The sequence below is a fragment of the Pseudomonas sp. FP215 genome (assembly GCF_030687795.1).
Taxonomy (GTDB): Bacteria; Pseudomonadota; Gammaproteobacteria; order Pseudomonadales; family Pseudomonadaceae; genus Aquipseudomonas; species Aquipseudomonas salmasensis.
In genome coordinates this window covers 3,692,346-3,712,853 of sequence record NZ_CP117447.1, presented here as the reverse complement: position 1 = coordinate 3,712,853, position 20,508 = coordinate 3,692,346, and the positions used below count along the sequence as shown (strand labels likewise).

At 60.3% G+C, this 20,508-nt stretch carries 17 protein-coding genes; 2 read left to right on the top strand and 15 right to left on the bottom strand.

All coding sequences use genetic code 11. The features are described 5' to 3' along the window. Positions 1-239: 239 nt before the first annotated feature. The 15 genes from PSH76_RS16605 to tssB form a co-directional block, all read right to left on the bottom strand. Positions 240-851, bottom strand: coding sequence for a DUF6708 domain-containing protein (locus PSH76_RS16605; protein WP_370874664.1), 612 nt, complete (start codon positions 849-851; stop codon positions 240-242). 276 nt (positions 852-1,127) lie between these two features. Continuing rightward, positions 1,128-1,730 (bottom strand): DUF6708 domain-containing protein, encoded by a 603-nt coding sequence (locus tag PSH76_RS16600; protein ID WP_370874663.1) that lies wholly within the window; start codon positions 1,728-1,730, stop codon positions 1,128-1,130. A 338-nt stretch (positions 1,731-2,068) separates the two neighbouring features. Then, on the bottom strand, positions 2,069-5,395 hold the full coding sequence (locus PSH76_RS16595) for a T6SS effector BTH_I2691 family protein (protein ID WP_305492611.1): 3,327 nt from the start codon (positions 5,393-5,395) through the stop codon (positions 2,069-2,071). Then, complete coding sequence (locus tag PSH76_RS16590) at positions 5,392-6,327, bottom strand: hypothetical protein (protein WP_098952023.1); 936 nt, start codon at positions 6,325-6,327, stop codon at positions 5,392-5,394. Before PSH76_RS16590 ends, PSH76_RS16595 begins: the two co-directional genes overlap by 4 nt. Beyond that, positions 6,324-8,354 (bottom strand): type VI secretion system Vgr family protein, encoded by a 2,031-nt coding sequence (locus PSH76_RS16585; RefSeq protein ID WP_305492610.1) that lies wholly within the window; start codon positions 8,352-8,354, stop codon positions 6,324-6,326. The genes PSH76_RS16590 and PSH76_RS16585 overlap by 4 nt, the downstream gene beginning before the upstream one ends. A gap of 26 nt (positions 8,355-8,380) precedes the next feature. After that, positions 8,381-8,638: a PAAR domain-containing protein gene (locus PSH76_RS16580; protein ID WP_032892405.1), complete on the bottom strand. Its 258-nt coding sequence runs from the start codon at positions 8,636-8,638 to the stop codon at positions 8,381-8,383. 77 nt (positions 8,639-8,715) lie between these two features. Beyond that, complete coding sequence (locus PSH76_RS16575) at positions 8,716-9,237, bottom strand: Hcp family type VI secretion system effector (protein ID WP_305492609.1); 522 nt, start codon at positions 9,235-9,237, stop codon at positions 8,716-8,718. A gap of 103 nt (positions 9,238-9,340) precedes the next feature. Continuing rightward, positions 9,341-10,186, bottom strand: a complete 846-nt coding sequence (gene icmH, locus PSH76_RS16570; protein WP_305492608.1) for a type IVB secretion system protein IcmH/DotU — start codon at positions 10,184-10,186, stop codon at positions 9,341-9,343. Further along, entirely contained in the window at positions 10,179-11,525 is a 1,347-nt protein-coding gene (gene tssK / locus PSH76_RS16565) for a type VI secretion system baseplate subunit TssK (protein WP_098952019.1), read from the bottom strand. The genes icmH and tssK overlap by 8 nt, the downstream gene beginning before the upstream one ends. Before the next feature lie 37 nt (positions 11,526-11,562). Next, a complete protein-coding gene (tssJ, locus tag PSH76_RS16560; RefSeq protein WP_305492607.1) occupies positions 11,563-12,912 on the bottom strand; it encodes a type VI secretion system lipoprotein TssJ in 1,350 nt (449 codons plus the stop codon). Next, entirely contained in the window at positions 12,909-13,931 is a 1,023-nt protein-coding gene (tssG, locus tag PSH76_RS16555; protein ID WP_098952017.1) for a type VI secretion system baseplate subunit TssG, read from the bottom strand. Before tssG ends, tssJ begins: the two co-directional genes overlap by 4 nt. Continuing rightward, entirely contained in the window at positions 13,895-15,661 is a 1,767-nt protein-coding gene (gene tssF / locus PSH76_RS16550; protein ID WP_305492606.1) for a type VI secretion system baseplate subunit TssF, read from the bottom strand. Before tssF ends, tssG begins: the two co-directional genes overlap by 37 nt. Before the next feature lie 7 nt (positions 15,662-15,668). Beyond that, positions 15,669-16,085, bottom strand: coding sequence for a type VI secretion system baseplate subunit TssE (tssE, locus tag PSH76_RS16545; protein WP_032892396.1), 417 nt, complete (start codon positions 16,083-16,085; stop codon positions 15,669-15,671). Then, the gene (tssC, locus tag PSH76_RS16540; protein WP_305492605.1) at positions 16,086-17,564 is read right to left on the bottom strand and encodes a type VI secretion system contractile sheath large subunit; all 1,479 of its coding nucleotides are present in this window, start codon (positions 17,562-17,564) and stop codon (positions 16,086-16,088) included. Positions 17,565-17,594: 30 nt separating this feature from the next. After that, complete coding sequence (gene tssB / locus PSH76_RS16535) at positions 17,595-18,098, bottom strand: type VI secretion system contractile sheath small subunit (RefSeq protein WP_032892393.1); 504 nt, start codon at positions 18,096-18,098, stop codon at positions 17,595-17,597. A 331-nt stretch (positions 18,099-18,429) separates the two neighbouring features. Here tssB and vasI point away from each other — a divergent pair, with 331 nt between their 5' ends. Both vasI and tssA read left to right on the top strand, forming a co-directional pair. Further along, on the top strand, positions 18,430-19,101 hold the full coding sequence (gene vasI, locus PSH76_RS16530) for a type VI secretion system-associated protein VasI (RefSeq protein WP_305492604.1): 672 nt from the start codon (positions 18,430-18,432) through the stop codon (positions 19,099-19,101). After that, positions 19,089-20,507 (top strand): type VI secretion system protein TssA, encoded by a 1,419-nt coding sequence (gene tssA / locus PSH76_RS16525; RefSeq protein ID WP_305492603.1) that lies wholly within the window; start codon positions 19,089-19,091, stop codon positions 20,505-20,507. The genes vasI and tssA overlap by 13 nt, the downstream gene beginning before the upstream one ends. The last annotated feature ends 1 nt before the right edge of the window (position 20,508 follow it).

Sequence of the window (20,508 nt, the reverse complement as noted above, 5' to 3'; positions counted from 1 at the left end):
GCGCGTGCCAGTTCAAGATATACATCGTCAACATGGTTGGGTGGATTCGATAGTACGGGAGGATACGGTTCAATGGAGGGCGATTCGTTTGGCCCCGGCAAATCGTGCTTCCAGCCAGGAGCAGGTTTGTCGAGTAAAGGTGTTTTAAATACCATGATGAGCTGTTCCAAGTTCGGGCTGAACGCCGCTTGTAATCTTTAGCCTGTTGTATCGAGGCTGCTTCGGTTGATGGCTTGTAGTCAGGGCTCGGTGCGTGACTCCAGGTCTAGTTCGGCTGGCCATCGCACTTTGGGGGCCAAGCGACGCGCGAGATTGAAGCTCACGTCTTCGTTGTTCCAGTCACGAGGTGGGCGGGGGAAAGTGGGCAGGGCTTGCGGGCCTTGTTGCATGAAGAGTTGGGCCATGGCCCAGTACATTTCGCCTTGTTGAATTTCGTGGGCGAAATGAAAACGATCTATTACCTGGTGGGTGCCAGGTTTCACCACGGCAAGGGTGACGGTTTCGATGAGGCCGCCACTGCCCATGGGGCCGTACACACTGCAGGCTTCGGCACGCAGGTTATCCCAGTCATAGACTTCGGCCCTAACGCCCCAGGCGGTGCGGCTGAAGGGTCTGAGGCCGTCGCGGTGGAAGCAGTAGACATAGACTTTGCGTCGGAAGCGGTTAAAGCGGATGGGTTCGTCGCGGGGGGCTTCTACGTCCATTCGCCAGAAGAATACGCATACCCATAGAGGCACGATAAACGCGATGAGGCCAAAGAAGTTAAATACAAAAGAAGGCACAGTTCCAGTTGTTATAAAAAGGGTAATCCAAGTGAAGGGAGGAATGAGAGAGAACAAAAAAAGAGCCATAGCCCCCCAAACGGCAACACCCCTAATTCGGAAGGTCCCACTTGGTAACTCAAGATATACATCGTCAACATGATTGGGCGGATTCGATAGGACGGGTGGATACGGTTCGTTGGAGGGCGACTCGTTTGGACCCGGCAAATCGTGCTTCCAGCCAGGAGCAGGTTTGTCGAGTAAAGGTGTTTTAAATACCATGATGAGCTGTTCCAAGTTCGGGGTGAACGCCGCTTGTAATCTTTAGCCTGTTGTATCGAGGCTGCTTCGGTTGATGGCTTGTAGTCAGGGCGCGGTGCGTGACTGCAGGTCTAGTTCGGCTGGCCACTGCACTTTGGGGGCCAAGCGACGCGCGAGATTGAAGGTCACGTCTTCGTTGTTCCAGTCACGAGGTGGGCGGGGAAAAGCGGGCAGGGCTTGCGGGCCTTGTTGCATGAACAGTTGGGCCATGGCCCAGTACATTTCGCCTTGTTGAATTTCGTGGGCGAAATGAAAACGATCAATTACCTGGTGGGTGCCAGGTTTCACCACGGCAAGGGTGACGGTTTCGATGAGGCCGCCACTGCCCATGGGGCCGTACACGCTGCAGGCTTCGGCACGCAGGTTATCCCAGTCATAGACTTCGGCCCGAACGCCCCAGGTGGTGCGGCTGAAGGGTCTGAGGCCGTCGTGGTGGAAGCGGTAGACATAGACTTTGCGTCGGAAGCGGTTAAAGCGGATGGGTTCGTCGCGGGGGGCTTCGGTGTCCATTCGCCAGAAATAGACGCCTGCCCACAGGGCAACAATAAACGCCAAGAGTAAAAAAAAGGTTGGGATGAGAGGCGGCGTGCCTTCCTTCAGTATGTATTCGATCAAAGTGAAGGGGGCGATCAGGGAAAGCAAAAACATAAAAGGGCTTAAACAAACACCAGCGCCACGTACTCTCATCGTGGCGCGAGCCAGTTCGAGACATATATCGTCAGAACAGTTAGGGGGATTCGATAGTACGGGAGGATACGGTTCAGTGGATGGCGTCTCGTTCGGCCCTGGCAAGTCGTGCTTCCAGCCCGGAGCGGGCTTGTCGAGTAAAGGTGCTGTGAATCGCATGATTAGTAGTTCCGGTTTTGTATGATAGCCGCTTACGACTTGTTTAATGGGAAGGGGCAAGCACAATGTTGATGAGCGCCAGTAATGGTCGCTATGGGCCCGGTCGCAAATGAGCACTCCACGGCGCTGTCGGCTGTGGCTTATAAGGTGTCCATTAGTTCCAGCTCCGCATAGGCGTCGTGAATGTCGCGATTAGGCCAGTAAGTTAACGACAAAGTTGCGGCCTCGATGTTGTGCCGGCGGGTATCGGGCATCAGTACTATCGCGCCTCTGATGTCCTTGACCTGCTGGGGACTGGCGTTGGCCAATTCGACGGTGCGTATTTCCTGGATGGGGGTGGTGCTGTCTGCCCGGTAATCAGGCTTGTTCGGACGTTTGGGCACAGCCAGGGTCGCTCGGCGTTCGCTGGCTGCGGTTGCCAGGGTGGGGGGATTCAATTCGCCTTCGGCCAGCACTTCGCCGCCGGTGTACTGGTTGACCGAGCCGTCGCCGTGGCGATGAACCGTCAGTGACCAGCGATAGGCCGACCGGTTGGCGTTGAAGAACGGCAGAAGCAGGTGATATTCGAGGTGCTGTTCATGGACCTGTGCGCCCACACTACCCATGGGGCCACCCCAGCCATGTGAGCCGCTATCGACGATTCGTAAGCGGAAGTTGACGCCGGCCTCAACGCCAATGGTCGCGGCATTGAGTTCGGCAATGGCGATGTGTGCGTGTTCAGGTTTGTTCCAATGAATGGGTGGAACTTCGTTATGGTTGCCGAAAAAGCAACGGCGAGCCCAGCGGTCGAGAGGTGTCGACTCCTCGCTTTCGGCCCACTTGTAAAACGCATATCCCACCATACCAAGAAGTACGGCTATACCAAGGGGACCGAGCAGCGTGCTGGTACCTACAGCAGCAGCCCAGATGCCCACCCCTGCGCCAACACCTGAAAGTAACGTGGAGATTCGGTAAGCGAGCATTGCGTCAGTATCCCCGCCCTTCCAAGTACGATTAGCAGCAAACCCCGCTCGTGTAGCATCGTACAGTCCCGCCACAGCACCAATACTCCCCCCGGCCCGTACGAATACGTTGCCCACCCGTGAAGTCGCTGTTGCGTTAGCTATCGCCCTGGTAGACAAGCTGCTGACCTGTTGCACCCGTTCCGCCCCTTTTTCCAGTGCAATACCTACAATTTCCACCCCTCCACCCAACACCCCCAAACTACTGCCATACACCGCCAACCTGGCCTCAACGGCCTTTTCGCCCATGGCTTTCTCCGCTTCCTTGAGACTTTTGTTCAGCGAGTCGCTAAGCAGGTACATCCCGCCCATCGCCATCAAAAACCCGCTACTGCCGACCGCGCCACGCAGCCCGGTAAAGCCAGTGCGAACCCATCCAGCCGCCAGGTACGAGGACACCTTGACCCCCTGCAACACCTTGCGCGCCTGCGGGTCCAGGGTGCCAACCCCGACTGCGATTTCGACTAGCGCAGCGTGGGCACCTTTGCCCAGTTGATCCACGCCGAGGTTGGCCTGGCGCATCAGGCTGTCCTGCAGCTCGGTGACCTGGCCTTCCACCCAGACGCTGAGGGTCACGCTGAGGTTGGCTATTTTGGGGTCCAGCACCGCCAGGCTGAGCAGGCCGCCCTGAATCAACGGGCGCACCTGTTTGCGCACCTTGTGGGCCTCTTCGTCGGTTTTGCCCAACTCGTCCTTGAGGCCTTCCCAGGTGCGGTCGATGGCATCAGCGGCCTTGCGTTGCAGGTTGCGCAGGTGCTCGCATTGCAGGGCGTAGTATTCACCGAGCTTCATCTTCACCTTGAGTTCGGTCAGATGAATACCGTTGTAGAGCAGTTGGCTGGCACTGTTGAGACGCGAAACCGCCCGCCCCACGCCAGGGCCGAGTGACGGTTGCAAGCGGGCGGCAGCGGCATTGAGGGCGCCGAGGAGCTGCGCCATGGCATGCTGTAGACGGGGGCGGACATGCTGCTTGAAGTCGTCGTTGGCGATGAGCTTGGTAAGGGTGGAGTAGAGCTTTTCGCTGTCGTTCCAGTCGCCATCACCTGTTGCATTGAAACTGGGCAACAGATCGGCCAGCAAGCCTTTGTCACGCAAGAGAAGGGCGCGGTAGATCGGGCTCTGTGGGTCGTTCAGCCATTCACTCCACAGGGAGGCGGTATGGCCGTTATCTTGACTCGCGGGCGCTTCACTGATACCACCTTCAAGGCACAGCGCCATGGTCTGGCTGTAGGCCCGTCCTGATGGGCGGTCATTACCGTCGTAGTCATTTTGCTCGACACACACGAACAGGCTGGAGCGGCACGCTGCCGCGTAGGCGTGTGCGCTTTGGTCGATGTAACGCTGATAGTTGGCGCATTCCTGCTCATACAGTTGGTGAAACAGGGCACGGCTCTGTTCATCGTAGCGTTCCTCCAGTTTCTGGTTGTGGGCGAGTGTGCGCTTCTGGACGATTCGCTCGCGTTGCTGCTCAGGGCTGGAAAATACCGGTGGGCCATCGCCGGTCATGGGCTCGACAGACGCCGGTAGGGGCGTCTGGCCTTCTGCCTGTTCGCGATGGACTTCGCGAATGGCCAGCAGTAACTGAGAGGTCTGGTAGCGATAAGCCCGGTCCGGGTCGTTCATCCAGGCCTGGCGCTGCTGCACCCAGCGGTTGCGCGTGTCGTTGAGTTCCTGCACCAGGCCAACGATGTCATCCAGTACAAACGCGAGGACGCCTTGTTGGAGCTTGTGCTGTGGGATGGCGCTGCGCAGGAAGCCCTTCAGCGCGCCCAGGCGATGGGCGCGGCTATGGAAACCGTGCACGCTGTCGAATCTTGGGGCTGCCTCTTGCGGGGGATGCTCATAAAAACGCCAGTCGGGTTCGGTAGGGATGGGCAATGGGCTTGTCGGGTGGTGCTGGTATTCGTAAACCTGCTTGTCCACCTGCAGGTTTTCATCGGTCATGGCCAGGCCAACGCTGGCGGGGTTGTCGCGTGCGCTGGCGAGGTCGAGTGTCTGGAACCGCTCTGATGCCTGACCGGCCTTGTAGGCGTCCAGCACGCTGGCGGGCCACGGGTCATTGGCAAACGCCAGCCACGCTTGGGTGTGTTTTTCAGTGTCGATGTTGAGGAACGAGGCCGGGCAGTCGTGGTTGGCCGCGACGCACGCATCGGACAGCGGGGTCTCGTTGGCGGGCGGCGGTGCGTAGGGGTTGAATTGACGTAGATAACCGTCCGGGCTGATCTGGTAAGCCTGCCAGGTTTTGCGATCGAGCAAGACATACAGGTAGCCGGCGCGCAAGGTGCGCAAGCCCAGGCGCGTATCGATATGCACGGTATCCGGACGCACTGGCTCATTCGGTGAGCGCGGCACCAGTGCGTGGCGCAATGGCAGGATGGGCAACCCTTTACGTTGGCAGGCTTTGCATTGATCGTTTGAAACGGCGGTTTCGGCTATAACGATGCCCAGTTGTGTGCCCAAGGTCATTGAGGTGCTCCGGCATAGGTCAGGTCCGACACTGCCCTTTGCAAGGCGATGTCGTTGTAGGGGACCAGCAGTTGGCTGAGCGGCGCTTGCCCCTGAACCGCTTGTTCAATCACGGCGCGAAAGCCGGTGTGCTGGTGCAGATGCGGATGCAGCATCAGGCGATGCAAGGCGAGTGTCAGGATGTCGTCCTGGCGGCTAAGCCCAAGCTGACGGGCTTGCTGGATATGGATATAGGCTTGTGCCGCCGCTTGGGGCGGCAGCGCAGTAGGGCCGCTCCAGCGAGCCGGGGCATACGCCAGCGGCAATTGGAGTGCGCGACGCCAACCGCTCAACAAGGCCGCAACCAAGGGGGCGTCCTGCTGTACCGCCGTCGTGTGGCTGCCCGGTACGGTGCGACGTTCGGGCGCGCCCACCAATACGCTGCCGGCACCGCTGCTTGTGGGCAGGAACCAGCGTCGAATGGGCCACCAGGGCCCCTCATTTTTGTCGAAGGTGCCAGCCAACAACTCCAGCCGAACGGGCTCATGGATCGGGAAAAACACTTGGCCTTGCTTCGAGGGCAGTAGCCCGAGCGAAACGATGTGGGCACTTAGCGCCTGGGAGGGGGCGCTGCTACTGAGCCAGCCGCACACGTAACGCTTGTGACGATCCATCTCCTCATGAGCGCGTAAGGCAGATAGCGCCAATAGTTCCTGCGACGGCGAAGTTCCGGGTGTCGCGAGGGCCACCAGTGCCGGGCAGGCCGACGGCGTATGGATCAGATCGGGCCGATGCACAGGCGTGACGGCATCGTCGCCGAGCGTTTGGCGCAATACCTCTATGCGTAATGGATCGTCTGCGGCGCAGTCGGCCAAGGGGTCGAGTAATAAATACAGGGTGGCATCGGGCGCATGCTGTTCGGCCACGAACGCCTGGACGCTCGCCGGCCTCATCGGTTTTTCTCCACACAGGCCTGACCTGTTTCGGGCTGCAGCTGCAGCTTCAGGGCTTGGCCGTTGCCTGGGTTTGTGGCGTTGACCGGGCCACGCAGGGTTATCGCTATGCCATTGAGGTGAATGCCTTGCGCGTCGAGCGTGAGGCTACCTCCCGGGCTTTGGAAGACCACACGCTCACTGGCTTGCAGTTGGTAGACCGTGGTGGTGTGGTGTATGCCTTGGCCGGCAGTTAGACGATGTTGCCCCGAGATCGTTTGCTGGCAGTGGCCGCCCACTTCGCTGTGGTGGTTGGCTGTTGTGGTGTCGTAGCGGTTATTGCCGACCCGCTCACTGCGATCCCGACCGACAGTTGTCTCATGGTCACGTCCCGACGAGAGCGTGTGGTCCCGGCCGATCACGTGGGACTGGTCGTTCCCGATAGTGATCTGCTCGTCATTGCCTACTTCTTCTTTGCGGTTATTACCTACAAACGTTGTGTTGTCATGTTTGACATGAACGTTCTTGTCCTTTTCAGCATGGATAAACACCTCCTCGTGCCCTAGCTCATCCTCAAAACGCAGCTCATTGAAGCCATTGCCTTTATGGGTTTGGCTCTTGATGGTCATCCGCGTCTTGTGTTTGGGCAGCTCATACGGCGGCAGATTGGTCTCGCGGTAGGTGCGGCCCGTGGCGATGGGCTGGTCAGGATCGCCATCCAAATAGCCAATAATCAGTTCCTGACCGATTCGCGGCACGGCCATGGCGCCCCAGGTCGCACCGGCCCAACCCTGCGCTACACGAATCCAGCATGAGCTGTGATCGTTGTTTTTGTCCGAGCGATCCCACGGGAATTGCACCTTGACCCGACCCCATTCATCGCAATAAATCTCCTCTCCTGGCGGGCCGACCACCGTGGCAATCTGCGGGCCGTCGATGCAGGGTTTGGGGCGCAGCGGCGCCTTCCAATCCGAGGTCCAGCGGATGGCGCTGGCTTTCAACGAATAAGAGGTACCGAGGCCGCTACCAAAGGATTCTTCCTGCAAGCTGGTGTGTTGCTTGCCTTCGTGCTTGATGGCGATGGTGCGCCAGCGGTCGTTGAAGTCCTCACGGGGATGATCGTTGAGGTCGAAGGCCAACCCCGGTTGCAGGCGTTCATCGTCGCCTTCCACATGCGCCAGCTTGGCGTCGTTGCGTAGCGCCGTTAGGCGTGTCTTGGTGAAGGGTTTGCCAGCGATGTCGCGTTTGTAGCGGCCTGGGTAGTCGTAGCGTTCGTAGTCCTTGTGCTGGTTTTTCAAGTCCTGGTCGCCGGTGGCGGTGTGCTGTTGGTCGTAGCGCGGGTGGGTGAAGGTGTAGTCGCGCTGCACCTGGCGTGCGGTACGCACTTGTTCGGTGTAGTGGAAGCGGTTTAACGCGGGCTCCTTGGAGTCGCCACCTCCCATGGGCTGGTAGATCACCGGGCAGTCGGTGTGGGTGCCGATGGTGCCGAGGCCGCCGACGCGGTCGGTGAGCACGAGGGTGTGGCCGTCGGCGCGGTGTTCGAAGGTGTAGAGCAGGCCTTCTTCGGCGGCGAGGCGGGCGATGAAGTCGAGGTCGGTTTCACCGGCTTGTACGCAGTATTCGCGAGGTTGGTGATCGAAGCAGATTTCGCTGCGGATGTCGGTCAGTTTATGCTCGGCCAGCATGCTGGTGATGATGTCGGGCACGGTCTGGCTTTGAAAAATTCGCCAGTTGGAACGCAGGTTGAAACGCGCCAGAGTCGGTTCGACCACGGCGGTGTAGTGGGTGCGCCGAAAACCGGTATCGCCCTGTTGGAACAGGCTGACCAGGCCGTGCACGTAGCGTACCGGTGTGTCGTCGCGCCAAATGGTAAACACCGCGGCCAGGTCGAGCATGCGGTAGAAGTCGATGGCGGGGTGGTGGCTGACCAGTTCCAGTTCGAGTTTGAAGGGCTGGGACAAGCCCTCTTCAAGGGTGAACGAGACCACTTCGAAGGGATCGCCCCGCAGCGGTTCGAAGGTGTAACGCAGGTCGCTTTGACGGGGCATGGGGCCTCCATTTCAGTATGTAAGTGTCAGTCGATCAACCAGCTGCTATCACCGTTTTCCAGTTTTCCATCGTGGTCGGTGGTGTCGCCAACCCGGGCCACGGCTTTTCCTTCGACGGTCATAGAGCGTGAGCCGCTGGTGATCACGGCGCCGCATCCGAGGGTGTCGCCGACACGGGCGACAGCTTTGCCATTGACGGTCATGCTGCGGGCACCGCTGTCGACGGTGGTGGGGCCACACAAAGGGCAATCATGGTCGTGTCCGACCAGTACGACGGCAGGCATAGAGCCTCCTTAATAGGATTCAAGTCAGTGAAGGGTCCGCCGCTGCACGAGCCGCAGCGACGGAGCCGGGTACGCGCTTAACCCGCTGCTGCCGGCTTGCGCCAGTCGTCCGAAGCTTCAGTGCCGGCGACTACATGAATCCAGCTGATCTTGCGGTAGGCCAGGCTGGTCCTGATCAGTTGGGTGTAGTTGGCCTTGCTGCTGTCCTGTGCATGGGGCAGTACGGTTTCGATCTCGACGACGGTGGCGTCTTCGAGTTTGGTGGTGAAGAAATGCTGCTGTTTGCCCTCCCCGCAAGTGCGGAACCACTTGACCTCAACGGTTGGCAGCGTCTCGCCGGTGGCCAGGGCTTGATAGAGCATTGGTGAGGCTTTGTTCAGCGCACTGGTGAAAATCAGCGGTTTATGCACGCGCTGGCCAGCGGGTTGGCCGCTTTGCGGGTCGGTAGGCGTGCATATTGTGTGGTCGATGGCCTGGGCAAGAATTTCGTCCTCATGGCCTTCTACATAAACGTTGCCCACCGAGTCTGCGGTGAACGCACCTTTGGAGATATGCCCCTGGTTTTTGCCGTGGATGCTGATATACGCGGGTGTTGGCATGACAAGCTCCTTGTCGCGATGATTGAGCGACCTTGAGGTCGCGGTTTATGGCCGAAACGGCCATGGCTTTGCAGGCGCTCGACATGAGCGCGCTGAAATTCGGTTACAGGTGCAGCACCCGCTCCAGCGACACCAGCACCTGCTGGGTGATGGTGTTCAGGCGGATCGAGTAAATCGTGTAGGCGACGGTCAGCACGACGGCGGCCATGGCCCATGGCGTCCACAATGGCCAGGCGCGTTTTATTCGGTAGTTGCGCGGCGCGACGTTGGTCAGCGGGTCGGTGAGGCGTTTGGGTGTTTCGCCGCGAAGAGGGCGTAGTAATCCGTGCAATTGGTCGATGATTTTCCGTATTTCGTCGTCGCCCTTGGCGTGGGCGCCGTATTTGCCTTTGAGGCCGGAGATCAGGCACTGGTACATGAACTCCAGCACATGCTGGTACCTGGCGGCTTCGGGGATCATGTTGTTCATGATGGTGAAGAATTTTTCGCCGCCTCGGGTCTCGCCGTGGAACTGGCTGAGCAACGAGCGTGCGCTCCAGGTGGAGAGCCTGCCCCAGGTGGTGCGCATGACCACCTCATCCACCAACAGGCACAGGCTGTAGGAGTAGGCCTTGAGCATGCCGGCGTCGTAGTCGAGCTGGCGGACTTCTTCCATGATCGCAGTAATCTGGTTGCTGACGCTTTGGTACAACGCAGGCACGTCATGGTGGTGGTCCAGACGGCGTAGGCGGATGACCAGGCCGATCAGCGGCGTGGCGGCATCGCACAGCGGGTTCCAGGCCACGCCACGGATGTCGAATTCAGGGTCTGCGAGCAGCACCGGCGGCTTTGGCTTGGCCTGTTCCTCAGTGGGGTCCGGTTCTTTGCTGCCGTTCGCCTGTTGCAAATAACTCAAGAGCTGATTGTTGCCCGCAGGTGGCGGGGTTTCGGTGGGCGTTGCTTCATTCATCTCTCTCACTCCTGATCGCCCAGAACTGCAATTCCAGCTCCGGGAATTCACCGGCAATATGGAAACCGAACCCGCTGCCACTGCTCAGGCTTTGCCAGGCAGGGTGATGGCGGTCGAGTTCGAAGTAGCTGAAGCCGGCATGAAACGGCAGGTGGCGCGGCGCCACCGGCAGCGGCCGCAGTGGAATGCCCGGCAGTTGCAGGCTGACCAGTTGCTCCAGGCCTTCGGTGGAGCTGATCTTGATCTGCCGGGGCAGTTGCTGACGCAGGGTCTCCGCCGGCAGCCCGGCGCGCACGGCGAGGATGAACTCGGCGTTGTCCAACAGGCGCTTGTCGTTCAATGCGGCGCTACGCACGCCGTACTCCTGATCGACGATGGGCAACGACACTGCGCGCGGTTGCAGCACGGTGCCCAAGGCGCGACGCAGGGTGTGCTCCAGGATCTGGAAGGATTCGCGCAGGTTGTCGTGCTGGTAGGCCGGGTATTCCTGGGGCAGGTGGCCTTCATCGGTGAAGGTCACCAGTTCGCCGCAGGCTTGCGCCAATGCGATGTACAGCCGCTCCGGGTGAACCTGGCGTTGCCGGGCCAGGTGCTGGAACAGCGGGAACAAGCGGTTGAGGGTTTGCAGCAGGTTGAAGTCGGTGACATCGGCCACCCCCGACTGCCCCGGTGAGCCGATACGCTGGGCCAGGTTCTTGGCGCGCTCGCGCATCAGCCCGGCCACTTCGCCGAGGTAGCGATGCAGCGCCGGCACGGCTTGCAGGGACAGGCTGGTGGGATAGAAGTGCTCATCCATCACCAGGCTGCCGTCGGGGCGCTTGTCTTTGATCCTGCCCAGGGCGATGCCGGTGAAGGCACTGCGGTCGCTGCGTTCAAGCATCAGTTGCAGGTTGGGTACGGCCAGGTCCATGCCGACCTGATCGCCGTCATCGCTGTGGGTATCGCGGATTTCCTCGCGGCGGGCAATGTAGCGGCTGTTGCCGTACTGGTCGGGCCAGCGCACTTCGAGGGCGCCGTTGGACCGCAGTGGCAGCGTCAGGTAAACGATCTGGTTGACCGCGCTGCTGTCGGCGATTTCCAGCGGGGAGGGCGGCGCCAGGTCGTGGGGAATATCGAAGACACTGCCGTCGGGCATGATCCCGCGTGCCTGGGTAATGGCGACTTTACCGAAGCTCAGGTACTCGGTGTTCAGCGTCAGTTCGCTGAAGCCGTAGAGGGCGTCGTTGAGGCTGTGCAGGCGCTGATGCACGGCGGCTTCGGCGGCGCGGGCCTGTTGCTGGAAGTGTTGGGGCTTGACGAACAAACCTTCATGCCAGATGACGGGGTTGCGTGAACTCATCAGTAATTACTCGGGGCAAAAGCGGCTGAAAAGGGCGTCATCGGGTTTCTCCCTTGAGGCTGACCTGGGTGGCGTCCAGCTGCACCAGCACCGCGTACTGCCGGCCTTTGGGCTCGACGCGTAGGCGCTGTTTCCACTGGCCGACGTCGCTGCTGTGGTAGTTGGCGATCACCGCGATAAAACGCGTGTCTTCATCCAGGGCACGCAGGTCGATGAACTTGAATTGGCCGGGCTGGAGCAGGTAGTCGTCGGCCCGGATGTAGGTGCTGCCCAAGGTCTTTTTCAGGTCCTCGGCCAGGGCTTCGGGGCTGGCGTTGACCAGCAGCGAGTCATCGGTGAGTTGCAGCACCTTGAAGGCGATTGGCGTAGCGACATGCTCCAGCGCCGGGCTGCCCCATGGGGTGGTCAGGCTCACGCCCTGGGCGTCGTAAGCGCCGAGCAGTGCGTCCTCGATGGGCGACATTTGCTCCGCAGGCGTGGGCTCAATGGTTAGCAACGATTGCGCTGGCACGGCTTCGTAAAGATGGTTGAGCAGGGTTTGCACTTTGTCCGTCAGCGCCTGCGGGCTGGCGGCCTGGACGTTGAGGGTGTAAGGCGAGCGGTTTTCGTCCTCAACCGGTGCGGTGCCGGTGCTGATCAGGCGCGGGTTGACGTTATCGCTGGCGTGCAGGCTCAGGGAGTAGCGGCTGGGCTGATCGTCGGGGCCGCCGACCGGGATAGAAGGCGTCCAGATCACCTGGCCGATCTTGCCGAGCATGGTGCAGCCGCCGAGGGCCAGGCAGGCCAACAACAAGGTGCATAGGCGCAGGTTGCTGAACAGGCTGAAGCTGCGCTTGTGTGCGGGCGCGCCACTATCCGCCAGCGGTTTGGGCGGCGGCGCTTTATGCATCGCCCGCAGCGGATCGCCTTGCTCGCTTAAATCCACGGGTTGGCAAAGGCGTTCGAATTCCGGGCAAACCACAGGTGCAACTTCGGCCAGCGGAGGGTTCGTTACCTCCTCCAGGTGCCACTCCAGCAGGCCATCCGGGCGACCACTGAACAGCGCTTCGAGCGAGCGTTGCCCTGGCGCATGCTCGCCAAACTGCACGGCCACTCGATAGGCGCCCACTTGCAAGAAGTCGCCATCGTTGAGTGCTACCGCACTGTCGCAACCCACCGGCAGATCATGGCCATTGACGTAGGTGCAGCCACTGCGGTCGATCACACAAAAACGCCCCTCGACAACGCGGATATCGCAGTGGTTAGGCCGCACACTGTTCTGCCGATCCACCAGATGCCAATCCGCTGCGGTACTGCCAATGCTGCCGCCCTGCGGACCAAAGCGGTGGCTGGGTAGATAACCGTGCAGCAACTGCGCGGGATTACTGATGACCAGGGTCAGCTTCATGCGCGCCCCCGAATCCGCACTACGGCGGGATGGCGTTGTTGCTGGTGCTCGATAAAACTGGTCCAACCCAGGTGAGTGCCGCTGGCGCGTTGCAGGTTGAACGGCGGTACATCTTCTTCGCGCAGCCCCAGTTCCAGGTCGTAGGCGGTGGTATCGCGCAGCAGAAAATCCATCAACTGGCGCAAGCGCCCGAACTGATCGCCGCTGGGCAGAAACTGACGAAAGCGCGCCTGGGTCAGGTTGGGAATCACCAGGGTGAACTTGCTGGCGCGGGTCTTGCTGCGGTCACCCACCACAAAGTTGCTGCCCAGGGTGCCGTTGGCTTTGCCCAGCGCCAGGCGCTGGCGTTGCGCAAAACTCACCGAGCGGGCCTCGAACTCACGGATATGCACGCCGTGCAGGTCGAAACAGTGCTCGACGATGCCGGACACCACCGACGGCGAGCGGCTGCGGTTGGCGATCAAGCCAGCAAAGCTCAGCAATCGGCCCCAGGGCAGCGGGGTGGCGCCGCGCAGGTCGTTGTCATTCAGGCCGACCATCGAGAAGACGTACCGCGAAAAGCGATCGGTGGCCTCGGCCTGGAAGCGAACGTAGTAGCGGTACTTGCGCCAGCTGGTGTGCAGCAGCGTCAGCAAACGATGATTGAAAAAGTCCATGAACGCCGGACGAATGCCACGCTCCTGGGCCTGCTCGTAGGCCAGGCGATCAAGGTAGTAACCGGGCAGTGGCGAATCCGTACCGTGCAGGCCAAAGAAGCTGGTCTGCAAGCGATAGCGCACCTCTTCACGATCGTCCTCAATGCGTGCGGCCTCCACCACGTCGGAGGCCGGAAACCCCAGCCCCGCATGGCTTTGCAGGCGTACGCGACGGCGCACCGCATCACTCAGGGGCCGTGCTTCCAGGTCATCGCCATGCAAGGCGTGCAGGTGCTCCAGCAGACGGTGAAACGAATAGTTTCGCGCGTCGGCCAGCAGCAGGTCAGCTAGATCACGGGTTGTCTGCCGGTCAACAGTGGCCATTCGTAGCGCTCGTTGTTAGTGGTATTGATCACTTCCAGGCGATGGAAGGAGTTGATGCTTGCGTACAGGGCGAAGAAGTGCGAAAGCACACTGGCGAACAGGTACAGCTCGCCCTCGCAGAGAAAAGCGTCCTGGTCCAGTTTTAAGCGCGTCTGCACGCCGCGTACCGGCAGGCCTTTCATCAGCCAGTCGATGGGCGTGGTCACCGCATCCTGGATGCCGTTGAGGCGTTTGCGGGTGGCGCGGGCCTGTTGCAGATCGTGCAGCGCGGCAAAGTCATAGGCACGGATCACCGCCTTGAGCGGCTCGGGCGACAGCAATGACAGGTAGTTGAGCGACAGGTTGGAAATCAGCGTCCAGTGCAGGCTGCTGTCCAACACCGGCCGGTAGCCGCGCGTCGGCGCAATCAGATTGGTATAGGTGGCAAACGAGGGTGTGGCCTCGGTAGACCGCGACACATCCCCGATACCCAGCCTCTGCGGCAGGTCGCGGTTGGTACAGGTCAATTCGATCGAAGCTGCTTCGTTTTCGCCGATATACAGGCTTTCATCGCCGCGCACAAAGGCGATGCGATGACGCAAGCCTTCACGTCCGTGGGACTCCTCGATATGCGTGCGGAAATACAGTGCCGTGCGGCCCCGGGCATGTTCGATCTCATGCTGGAACGATTCGAACGGGGTGAAGCGCCGCAATGGGTCGCCTTTACGCTCCTTGTCGGCGGCGTCCCAACCGGCCACGTGGTCGACACTGAAAATTTCATACGCATCCTGGCGGTTGCCCGTGGGGCTGATACGGCGTTCCTGGCTGCGCCCATCCAGCATGATGGGCTCGGCATCGTGGCGGAATAGATTGACTGCCGGCGCGCAGAACAGATGCAGGTCGCTGGTGCGCAGGTGTGTATTGACCGGCATCGGCCGCGAGAACTGAAATTCGAAGCGTATCTGCCCGGTGGTGACGGCCGGCCAGACCTTGGCAAGCCGGGTCAGGCTGAAAAAGTGGAAGCGCTGCGGGAACACAAAATATTCCTGCAGGATGCGGTAGCCATCGAACACATTGCGCGGGTAGGGCAGCAGTGCCTCGTCGGGGGTGAAACCGGGAAAATCCAGATCGTCGGGGTTGAGGCGATAAGGCGTGTTGTTGACGTACAGCGTGATGCTTTTGAGGTAATGGGCCAGCCATAGGTACAGGGTCAGCGCGGTGGCATTGTCGCCGCCCAAGTGAAAGTCCAACTGGTCGCATTCAAGACTGTCGAGCGGCTGCTGGGTCAACACATTAAGGTCGACGCGCAGTGTCGAGGCTTCGCGGCTGTGGGCATCGCTGACGGCGTGCAACGCCAAGGGGTACAGGTTGACGTCGGTGCAGGTGCGAAACTCGCAGGAAATACCGTCCACAGGGTTGGCAAACAGCCGCGTCCCTTTGGGAATCACCTTGCGTTGACTGATCGCATTTGGCAGCGGTGTAAAACGGATGATGGTCGCACTGGGCAGGGGCCGCAGGTAATTGGGCCAGAGCATTTGCAACAGCGGGTGGGTCAGCTCCGACAGGTCGTCATCAATCTTCATGCCCAGCTTGGCGGTGAGGAAGGCAAAGCCCTCCAGCAGCCGCTCCACATCCGGGTCGCCGGCCTGATCGCCAAGAAACTGCGCCAGTTGCGGGTTGTCCTCGGCGAACTCGCGGCCGAGTTCGCGCAGGTAGCGCAACTCCTCGGCAAAGCGTTGTTTCAAGTCCATCGCATCCTCATCTCACGCGGGTGTAGCCGTCGCGGCCGTGCATGGCCACTTCGATCTGCACCTGTTCTTCCTTGTGGTTGACCTGCACCTGGCAATCCAGGCGAAAGTTCAGCTCCAGCGGCAGGTCCGGGTCGGGCTGATAGCGCACGCCCGTGACCTTGATGCGCGGTTCAAACGCTTCCACCGAACGCCGGATATCGGCGCTGATGGCCAACACCAGGTCACTGCTGGCCTGGGTGACGCCGTTGAAGTCGCGCAGGCCCAGTTCAGGGCTGCTTTGTGAGCAGCCCTGGCGTGAGTTGAGCACCTGCTCCAAGTGACGCTTGATCGCCTCGATACGCTGGTGCGCCTGCTCGTCCGCGCAGCCTTGGCGGTAGCGCGGTGCATCGGGTTCCAGGCGTTCGAACAGGCTGGCGCCGCGCATTTATTGGGTGTCCAGCCGACCGACCAGGGAGATCTCGAAGTTGGCCCCCATGTACTTGAAGTGCGGCCGTATCGCCAACGACACCTGGTACCAGCCCGGGTTGCCCTCGACGTCCTGCACTTCGATTTTTGCGGCGCGCAATGGGCGACGGCTGCGTACGTCGGTCGACGGGTTCTCCTGATCGGCGATGTACTGCTTGAGCCAGGTGTTCAGCTCGCTTTCCAGGTCCTGGCGTTCCTTCCAGCTACCGATCTGCTCGCGTTGCAGCACCTTGATGTAGTGGGCCAGGCGATTGACGATAAACAGGTACGGCAACTGGGTGCCGAGCTTGTAGTTGGTCTGGGCTTCCTGGCCTTCGCGGGTCTTGGGGAAATTCTTGGGTTTCTGCACCGAGTTGGCTGAGAAGAACGCCGCGTTGTCGCTGTCTTTGCGCATGGTCAGCGGGATAAAACCGGCTTCGGCCAGCTCGAATTCCTTGCGGTCGGAAATCAACACTTCAGTAGGGATCTTGGCCTGCAACTGGCCGAAGGACTCGTACAGGTGCACCGGCAGGTCATCCACCGCACCACCGGACTGTGGGCCGATGATGTTCGGGCACCAGCGGTAGCGGGCAAAGCTGTCAGTGATGCGCGAGGCCATCAGGAACGCGGTGTTGCCCCACAGGTAGTTGTCGTGGTTGCCGTCGACGGTTTCGTTGTAGCCGAAGCTGCGGGCCGAATTGTCTTCAGTGCTGTAGGGCGTGCGCAGCAAGAAACGTGGCAAGGTCAGGGCCAAATGGCGAGCGTCTTCGGACTCGCGCAAGCCGCGCCATTTGGTGTGGCGGGGGCCGTCGAAAATATCGTTGATCTCTTTGAGGTCGGGCAGGCCCTGGAAGCCTTCGAGGTTGAACAGTTCCGGCCCGGCCGCCGACACAAACGGCGCATGGGACATGGCACCGATGGAGGCTACATAGCTGAGCAACTTGATGTCCGGCGAGCTGGGACCAAAGGTGTAGTTGCCGACAATCGCCCCCACCGGCTCACCGCCGAACTGGCCGTAGCCGGCGGTGTAGACGTGCTTGTACAAGCCGCTGCGAGTGATATCACCAGCGTTGTCGAAGTCGTCCAGCAACTCCTCCTTGGTGACGTGCAGCATTTCCAGCTTGATGTTTTCGCGAAAGTCCGTGCGGTCCACCAGCAGTTTCAGGCCACGCCAAGCCGATTCCAGTTGCTGGAGCTGCGGCTGATGCAGGATCACGTCCATTTGCTTGCTCAACGCGCGGTCGATCTCGGCAATCATCTGGTCAACCCGGTGCTTGTTGACCGGCTGCTTGTGATCACCGCTTTGCAGGATCTCGCTGATGAACGCAGCCACGCCTTGGCGGGCCACGGCATAGCCTTCCTGGGACGGGCGGATGGTGGTATTGGCCAGCAATTGATCGAGCAACGACGACTGTTCATCGGCGACCAGTACTTGGGCGGCACTACTTTCCCTAGGCATAAGGGCTACTCCATATGGACGTAAAAGAACTCAGTTGTTTGGCGCGTCAAGCACCAGGTTCAGTTCGCTGGCCAGGCGTTGGCGGGCGGTTTCATCGGTCAGCAGGTTTTGCAGGTGCTTGCGAAAGGCAGGTACGTTGCCCATTGGTCCCTTGAGCGCAACCAAGGCTTCGCGTAGTTCCAGCAACTTGTTCAGCTCGGGTACTTGGCGAGCAATGGCGTCAGGGCCGAAGTCATTGATGGTTTTGAATTGAAGTTGCACATTCAGGTCGGTGTCGTGATCGTTGTTCAGTACCGACGGGACCGCCATGTCCAATGCAACTTCTGCTTTGGTAAGGACTTCATTGAAGGTGTCTTTATCTATCCGAATGGATGGTCTATCTTCAAGAGCACTTAGTTCGCCGTGGCCTTTGAAGTCGCCCGTGACCAGTAACTTCAGCGGTAGCTCGACTTCGGCTTGTTGGTCGCCTGTGGCCGGTACGTACTTGATATTGATGCGTTCTTTAGGCGCGACAGAACTTTGGGATTTCGACATGGGAAAAATCCTTTTTTGAAGGTGGCGCTATTAAAAGCCCATGTTTCAGAAAAAGTCATGTCGGACGAAGTCGATTCGTTTCGTGGTACTTGGATGTAAGAAAAATTACTGTTTAATGTTTATGTTGGGCCTGGGAAAATTCATACGCTGTCAGGTTCTGTTATCTGAGGGGTGTATCTGGTATTTGAGGGTGTTGCAAAAAAAATGATGCCTCGGACTTGCCAGTTCGTTATTTATATAAGTTCATGAAAAGTTGCTGTGTTCGAAGATGAGTGATCGCCTTGGTTCAATAGCAAAAGTTGAATTTATTGATAATGTAGGGGAGGCGTTGATGCGCAAAGGATCGCAACGTTGGCGTTGGGTAGGGGGCCTGGCAGCAATGCTGATTGCCCCGCACATACACGCAATGCCGATGGCACAGGATTGCCCGGCGATCGTGTCCCCGCTCAAACGCCTGGAATGCTTTGACTTGGCTTCCGGCACGCCCATCCATCATCCGCCTGCGCCGCCGCGTGCGCTGAGCCGGGTGCTGCCGATTGTCGACCTGGTACAGCGCAATGAGGCCAAGCGCCAGCCTGAGGATCAGCGCTTTCTGTTGTCGTCATTCCCGGCGCCGGACAACGACCAGCCACCACGGCTGGTGATCTCGGCCCCGGCCTTGGGAGCACTGCCGCCAAGGCCCTATTTGGCCATCAGCTGCGAGTCGAAAATCTCGCGCCTGCAATTGGTGCTGGATGAACCGGCCAAGCCCAACAAAATACGCATTCAACTGTTCAAGGATGAGCGCCCCGTATCCGCAGCTTATCAATGGCAGGTGCTGGACGACGCCGGCCTGGTGGTCGATGCCGGGCGCGGGCTGCAGGCGATTGCCCTGTTGCGCAATATGGGCGGTGGCCAGCGCCTGCGGCTGGAGAGCGACTATCCAAGGCTGCACGGCCTGATATTCGACGCCGAGGGGCTGGGCGAACTGATTGAACAGGAGCGCCAGGCATGTCGTTGGTGATCGACGTTCCGGTCGACATCGTCGAGCGGCTGCTGGCCCCCATTGACCCCGCGCAACCCGCCGGGCATTTCGATGTAGAGGACGAAACCTACCAGGCCATCGACCAGGAGATGGTCAAGCTGGGCGGCTTGCGTGAGAGCGATATCGACTGGCCCTACATCGATGAAGCCTCCCGCGACTACCTGACGACCCAGTGCAAGCACTGGCGCATCGTCGGCCATCTGCAAGTGGTCTGGTTGCGTACTCGCCAGTGGGTGCGCTGGGCCGATGCCCTCGGGCTGATCGCGGGTATGGTCGAACAGTATTGGGACAGCGCCTACCCCAAACCCGGCCCCACCGGTTACCTGAACAAGCGCAAGCAGGTCCAGCGCCTGCTGGAAGATCTGGGCCAGGTGCTGCCGGCCCTGGAGCGCAGCAGTTTTGAGCCGGCTTACCAAGCAGCGGCGCAACGGGCGCTGGCTACCCTGCAACAGTGCGTCGACAGCGCCAAGCTCGACCCCGCAGCGCTGGATACCCTGCAACGGCAGTTGGACAAATACAGCGAGCCGGCCGTGGTGAACGCGCCTGCCCGTATGCCCACCGCCAGCGGCGCCCTGGACGCAGCCTTTTTCAGCCCGCCTAAACCGCAAGCGCCCAGTAACGAACGTGAACAACGCCGTGCGGTGTTGAACATGGCCGAGCAGATCAACCAGCAAGACCCTTACGACCCCACCGGCTACCAATTGCGCCGCTTCGGCCTGTGGTCGCATCTGCGCACCGCGCCCTTAGTCGTCCGTGACCGGCGCACCGAACTGACCGCCGTGCCCAAAGACATTGTCGACGGCTACCAGGATGCGCTTAACCACAACGCCATTGAGCCGAACCTGTTACTGCGCATCGAAAAAAGCGTGTGCGCCTCGCCGTACTGGCTGCGCGGCAGTTACCTGGCCGCCCAGGTCGCCTCGCGCCTGGCGATGGAAGAGGTGGCCGGCGCCATCCGCCAGACCTGTGAGCGGTTTGTCTGCCGTCTTCCGGCCTTGCTGGAGTTGTGTTTCAGCGACGGCACGCCGTTCGTGGATGCGCAAACCCACGCATGGATCACCGGTGCCGATCAGACGCAAGCCAGCGGCAGCCCGGTGCAGGAATACGCCGGCTTGCGCGACGAACTGGCCACTCAACTCAACACCGAAGGCGTGGAAGTGGTGCTGCTGCGCCTGCAGGAACTGCACGCCACCCAAGACGCGCCGCGCCATCGCAGCTACGCCACCGTGATTGCCGCCGACCTGCTGGCATCGCGTGGGTTGTCGTGGCTGGCGGACGATTTGTACGCCAGCGTTGCGCGGTTGATGCGCGATACCACGGCGCAGGGCTGGGAGCCGGAGCTGTATCAGAAGGTGGCGGCCATCATCAGTCAAAGTAAGGACTAGC

Bases quoted from the DNA above. Each gene is read 5' to 3' on its own strand.
- PSH76_RS16605 (WP_370874664.1), bottom strand. From the start codon at position 851: ATGGCTCTTTTTTTGTTCTCTCTCATTCCTCCCTTCACTTGGATTACC.
- PSH76_RS16600 (WP_370874663.1), bottom strand. From the start codon at position 1,730: ATGTTTTTGCTTTCCCTGATCGCCCCCTTCACTTTGATCGAATACATA.
- PSH76_RS16595 (WP_305492611.1), bottom strand. From the start codon at position 5,395: ATGACCTTGGGCACACAACTGGGCATCGTTATAGCCGAAACCGCCGTT.
- PSH76_RS16590 (WP_098952023.1), bottom strand. From the start codon at position 6,327: ATGAGGCCGGCGAGCGTCCAGGCGTTCGTGGCCGAACAGCATGCGCCC.
- PSH76_RS16585 (WP_305492610.1), bottom strand. From the start codon at position 8,354: ATGCCCCGTCAAAGCGACCTGCGTTACACCTTCGAACCGCTGCGGGGC.
- PSH76_RS16580 (WP_032892405.1), bottom strand. From the start codon at position 8,638: ATGCCTGCCGTCGTACTGGTCGGACACGACCATGATTGCCCTTTGTGT.
- PSH76_RS16575 (WP_305492609.1), bottom strand. From the start codon at position 9,237: ATGCCAACACCCGCGTATATCAGCATCCACGGCAAAAACCAGGGGCAT.
- icmH (WP_305492608.1), bottom strand. From the start codon at position 10,186: ATGAATGAAGCAACGCCCACCGAAACCCCGCCACCTGCGGGCAACAAT.
- tssK (WP_098952019.1), bottom strand. From the start codon at position 11,525: ATGAGTTCACGCAACCCCGTCATCTGGCATGAAGGTTTGTTCGTCAAG.
- tssJ (WP_305492607.1), bottom strand. From the start codon at position 12,912: ATGAAGCTGACCCTGGTCATCAGTAATCCCGCGCAGTTGCTGCACGGT.
- tssG (WP_098952017.1), bottom strand. From the start codon at position 13,931: ATGGCCACTGTTGACCGGCAGACAACCCGTGATCTAGCTGACCTGCTG.
- tssF (WP_305492606.1), bottom strand. From the start codon at position 15,661: ATGGACTTGAAACAACGCTTTGCCGAGGAGTTGCGCTACCTGCGCGAA.
- tssE (WP_032892396.1), bottom strand. From the start codon at position 16,085: ATGCGCGGCGCCAGCCTGTTCGAACGCCTGGAACCCGATGCACCGCGC.
- tssC (WP_305492605.1), bottom strand. From the start codon at position 17,564: ATGCCTAGGGAAAGTAGTGCCGCCCAAGTACTGGTCGCCGATGAACAG.
- tssB (WP_032892393.1), bottom strand. From the start codon at position 18,098: ATGTCGAAATCCCAAAGTTCTGTCGCGCCTAAAGAACGCATCAATATC.
- vasI (WP_305492604.1), top strand. From the start codon at position 18,430: ATGCGCAAAGGATCGCAACGTTGGCGTTGGGTAGGGGGCCTGGCAGCA.
- tssA (WP_305492603.1), top strand. From the start codon at position 19,089: ATGTCGTTGGTGATCGACGTTCCGGTCGACATCGTCGAGCGGCTGCTG.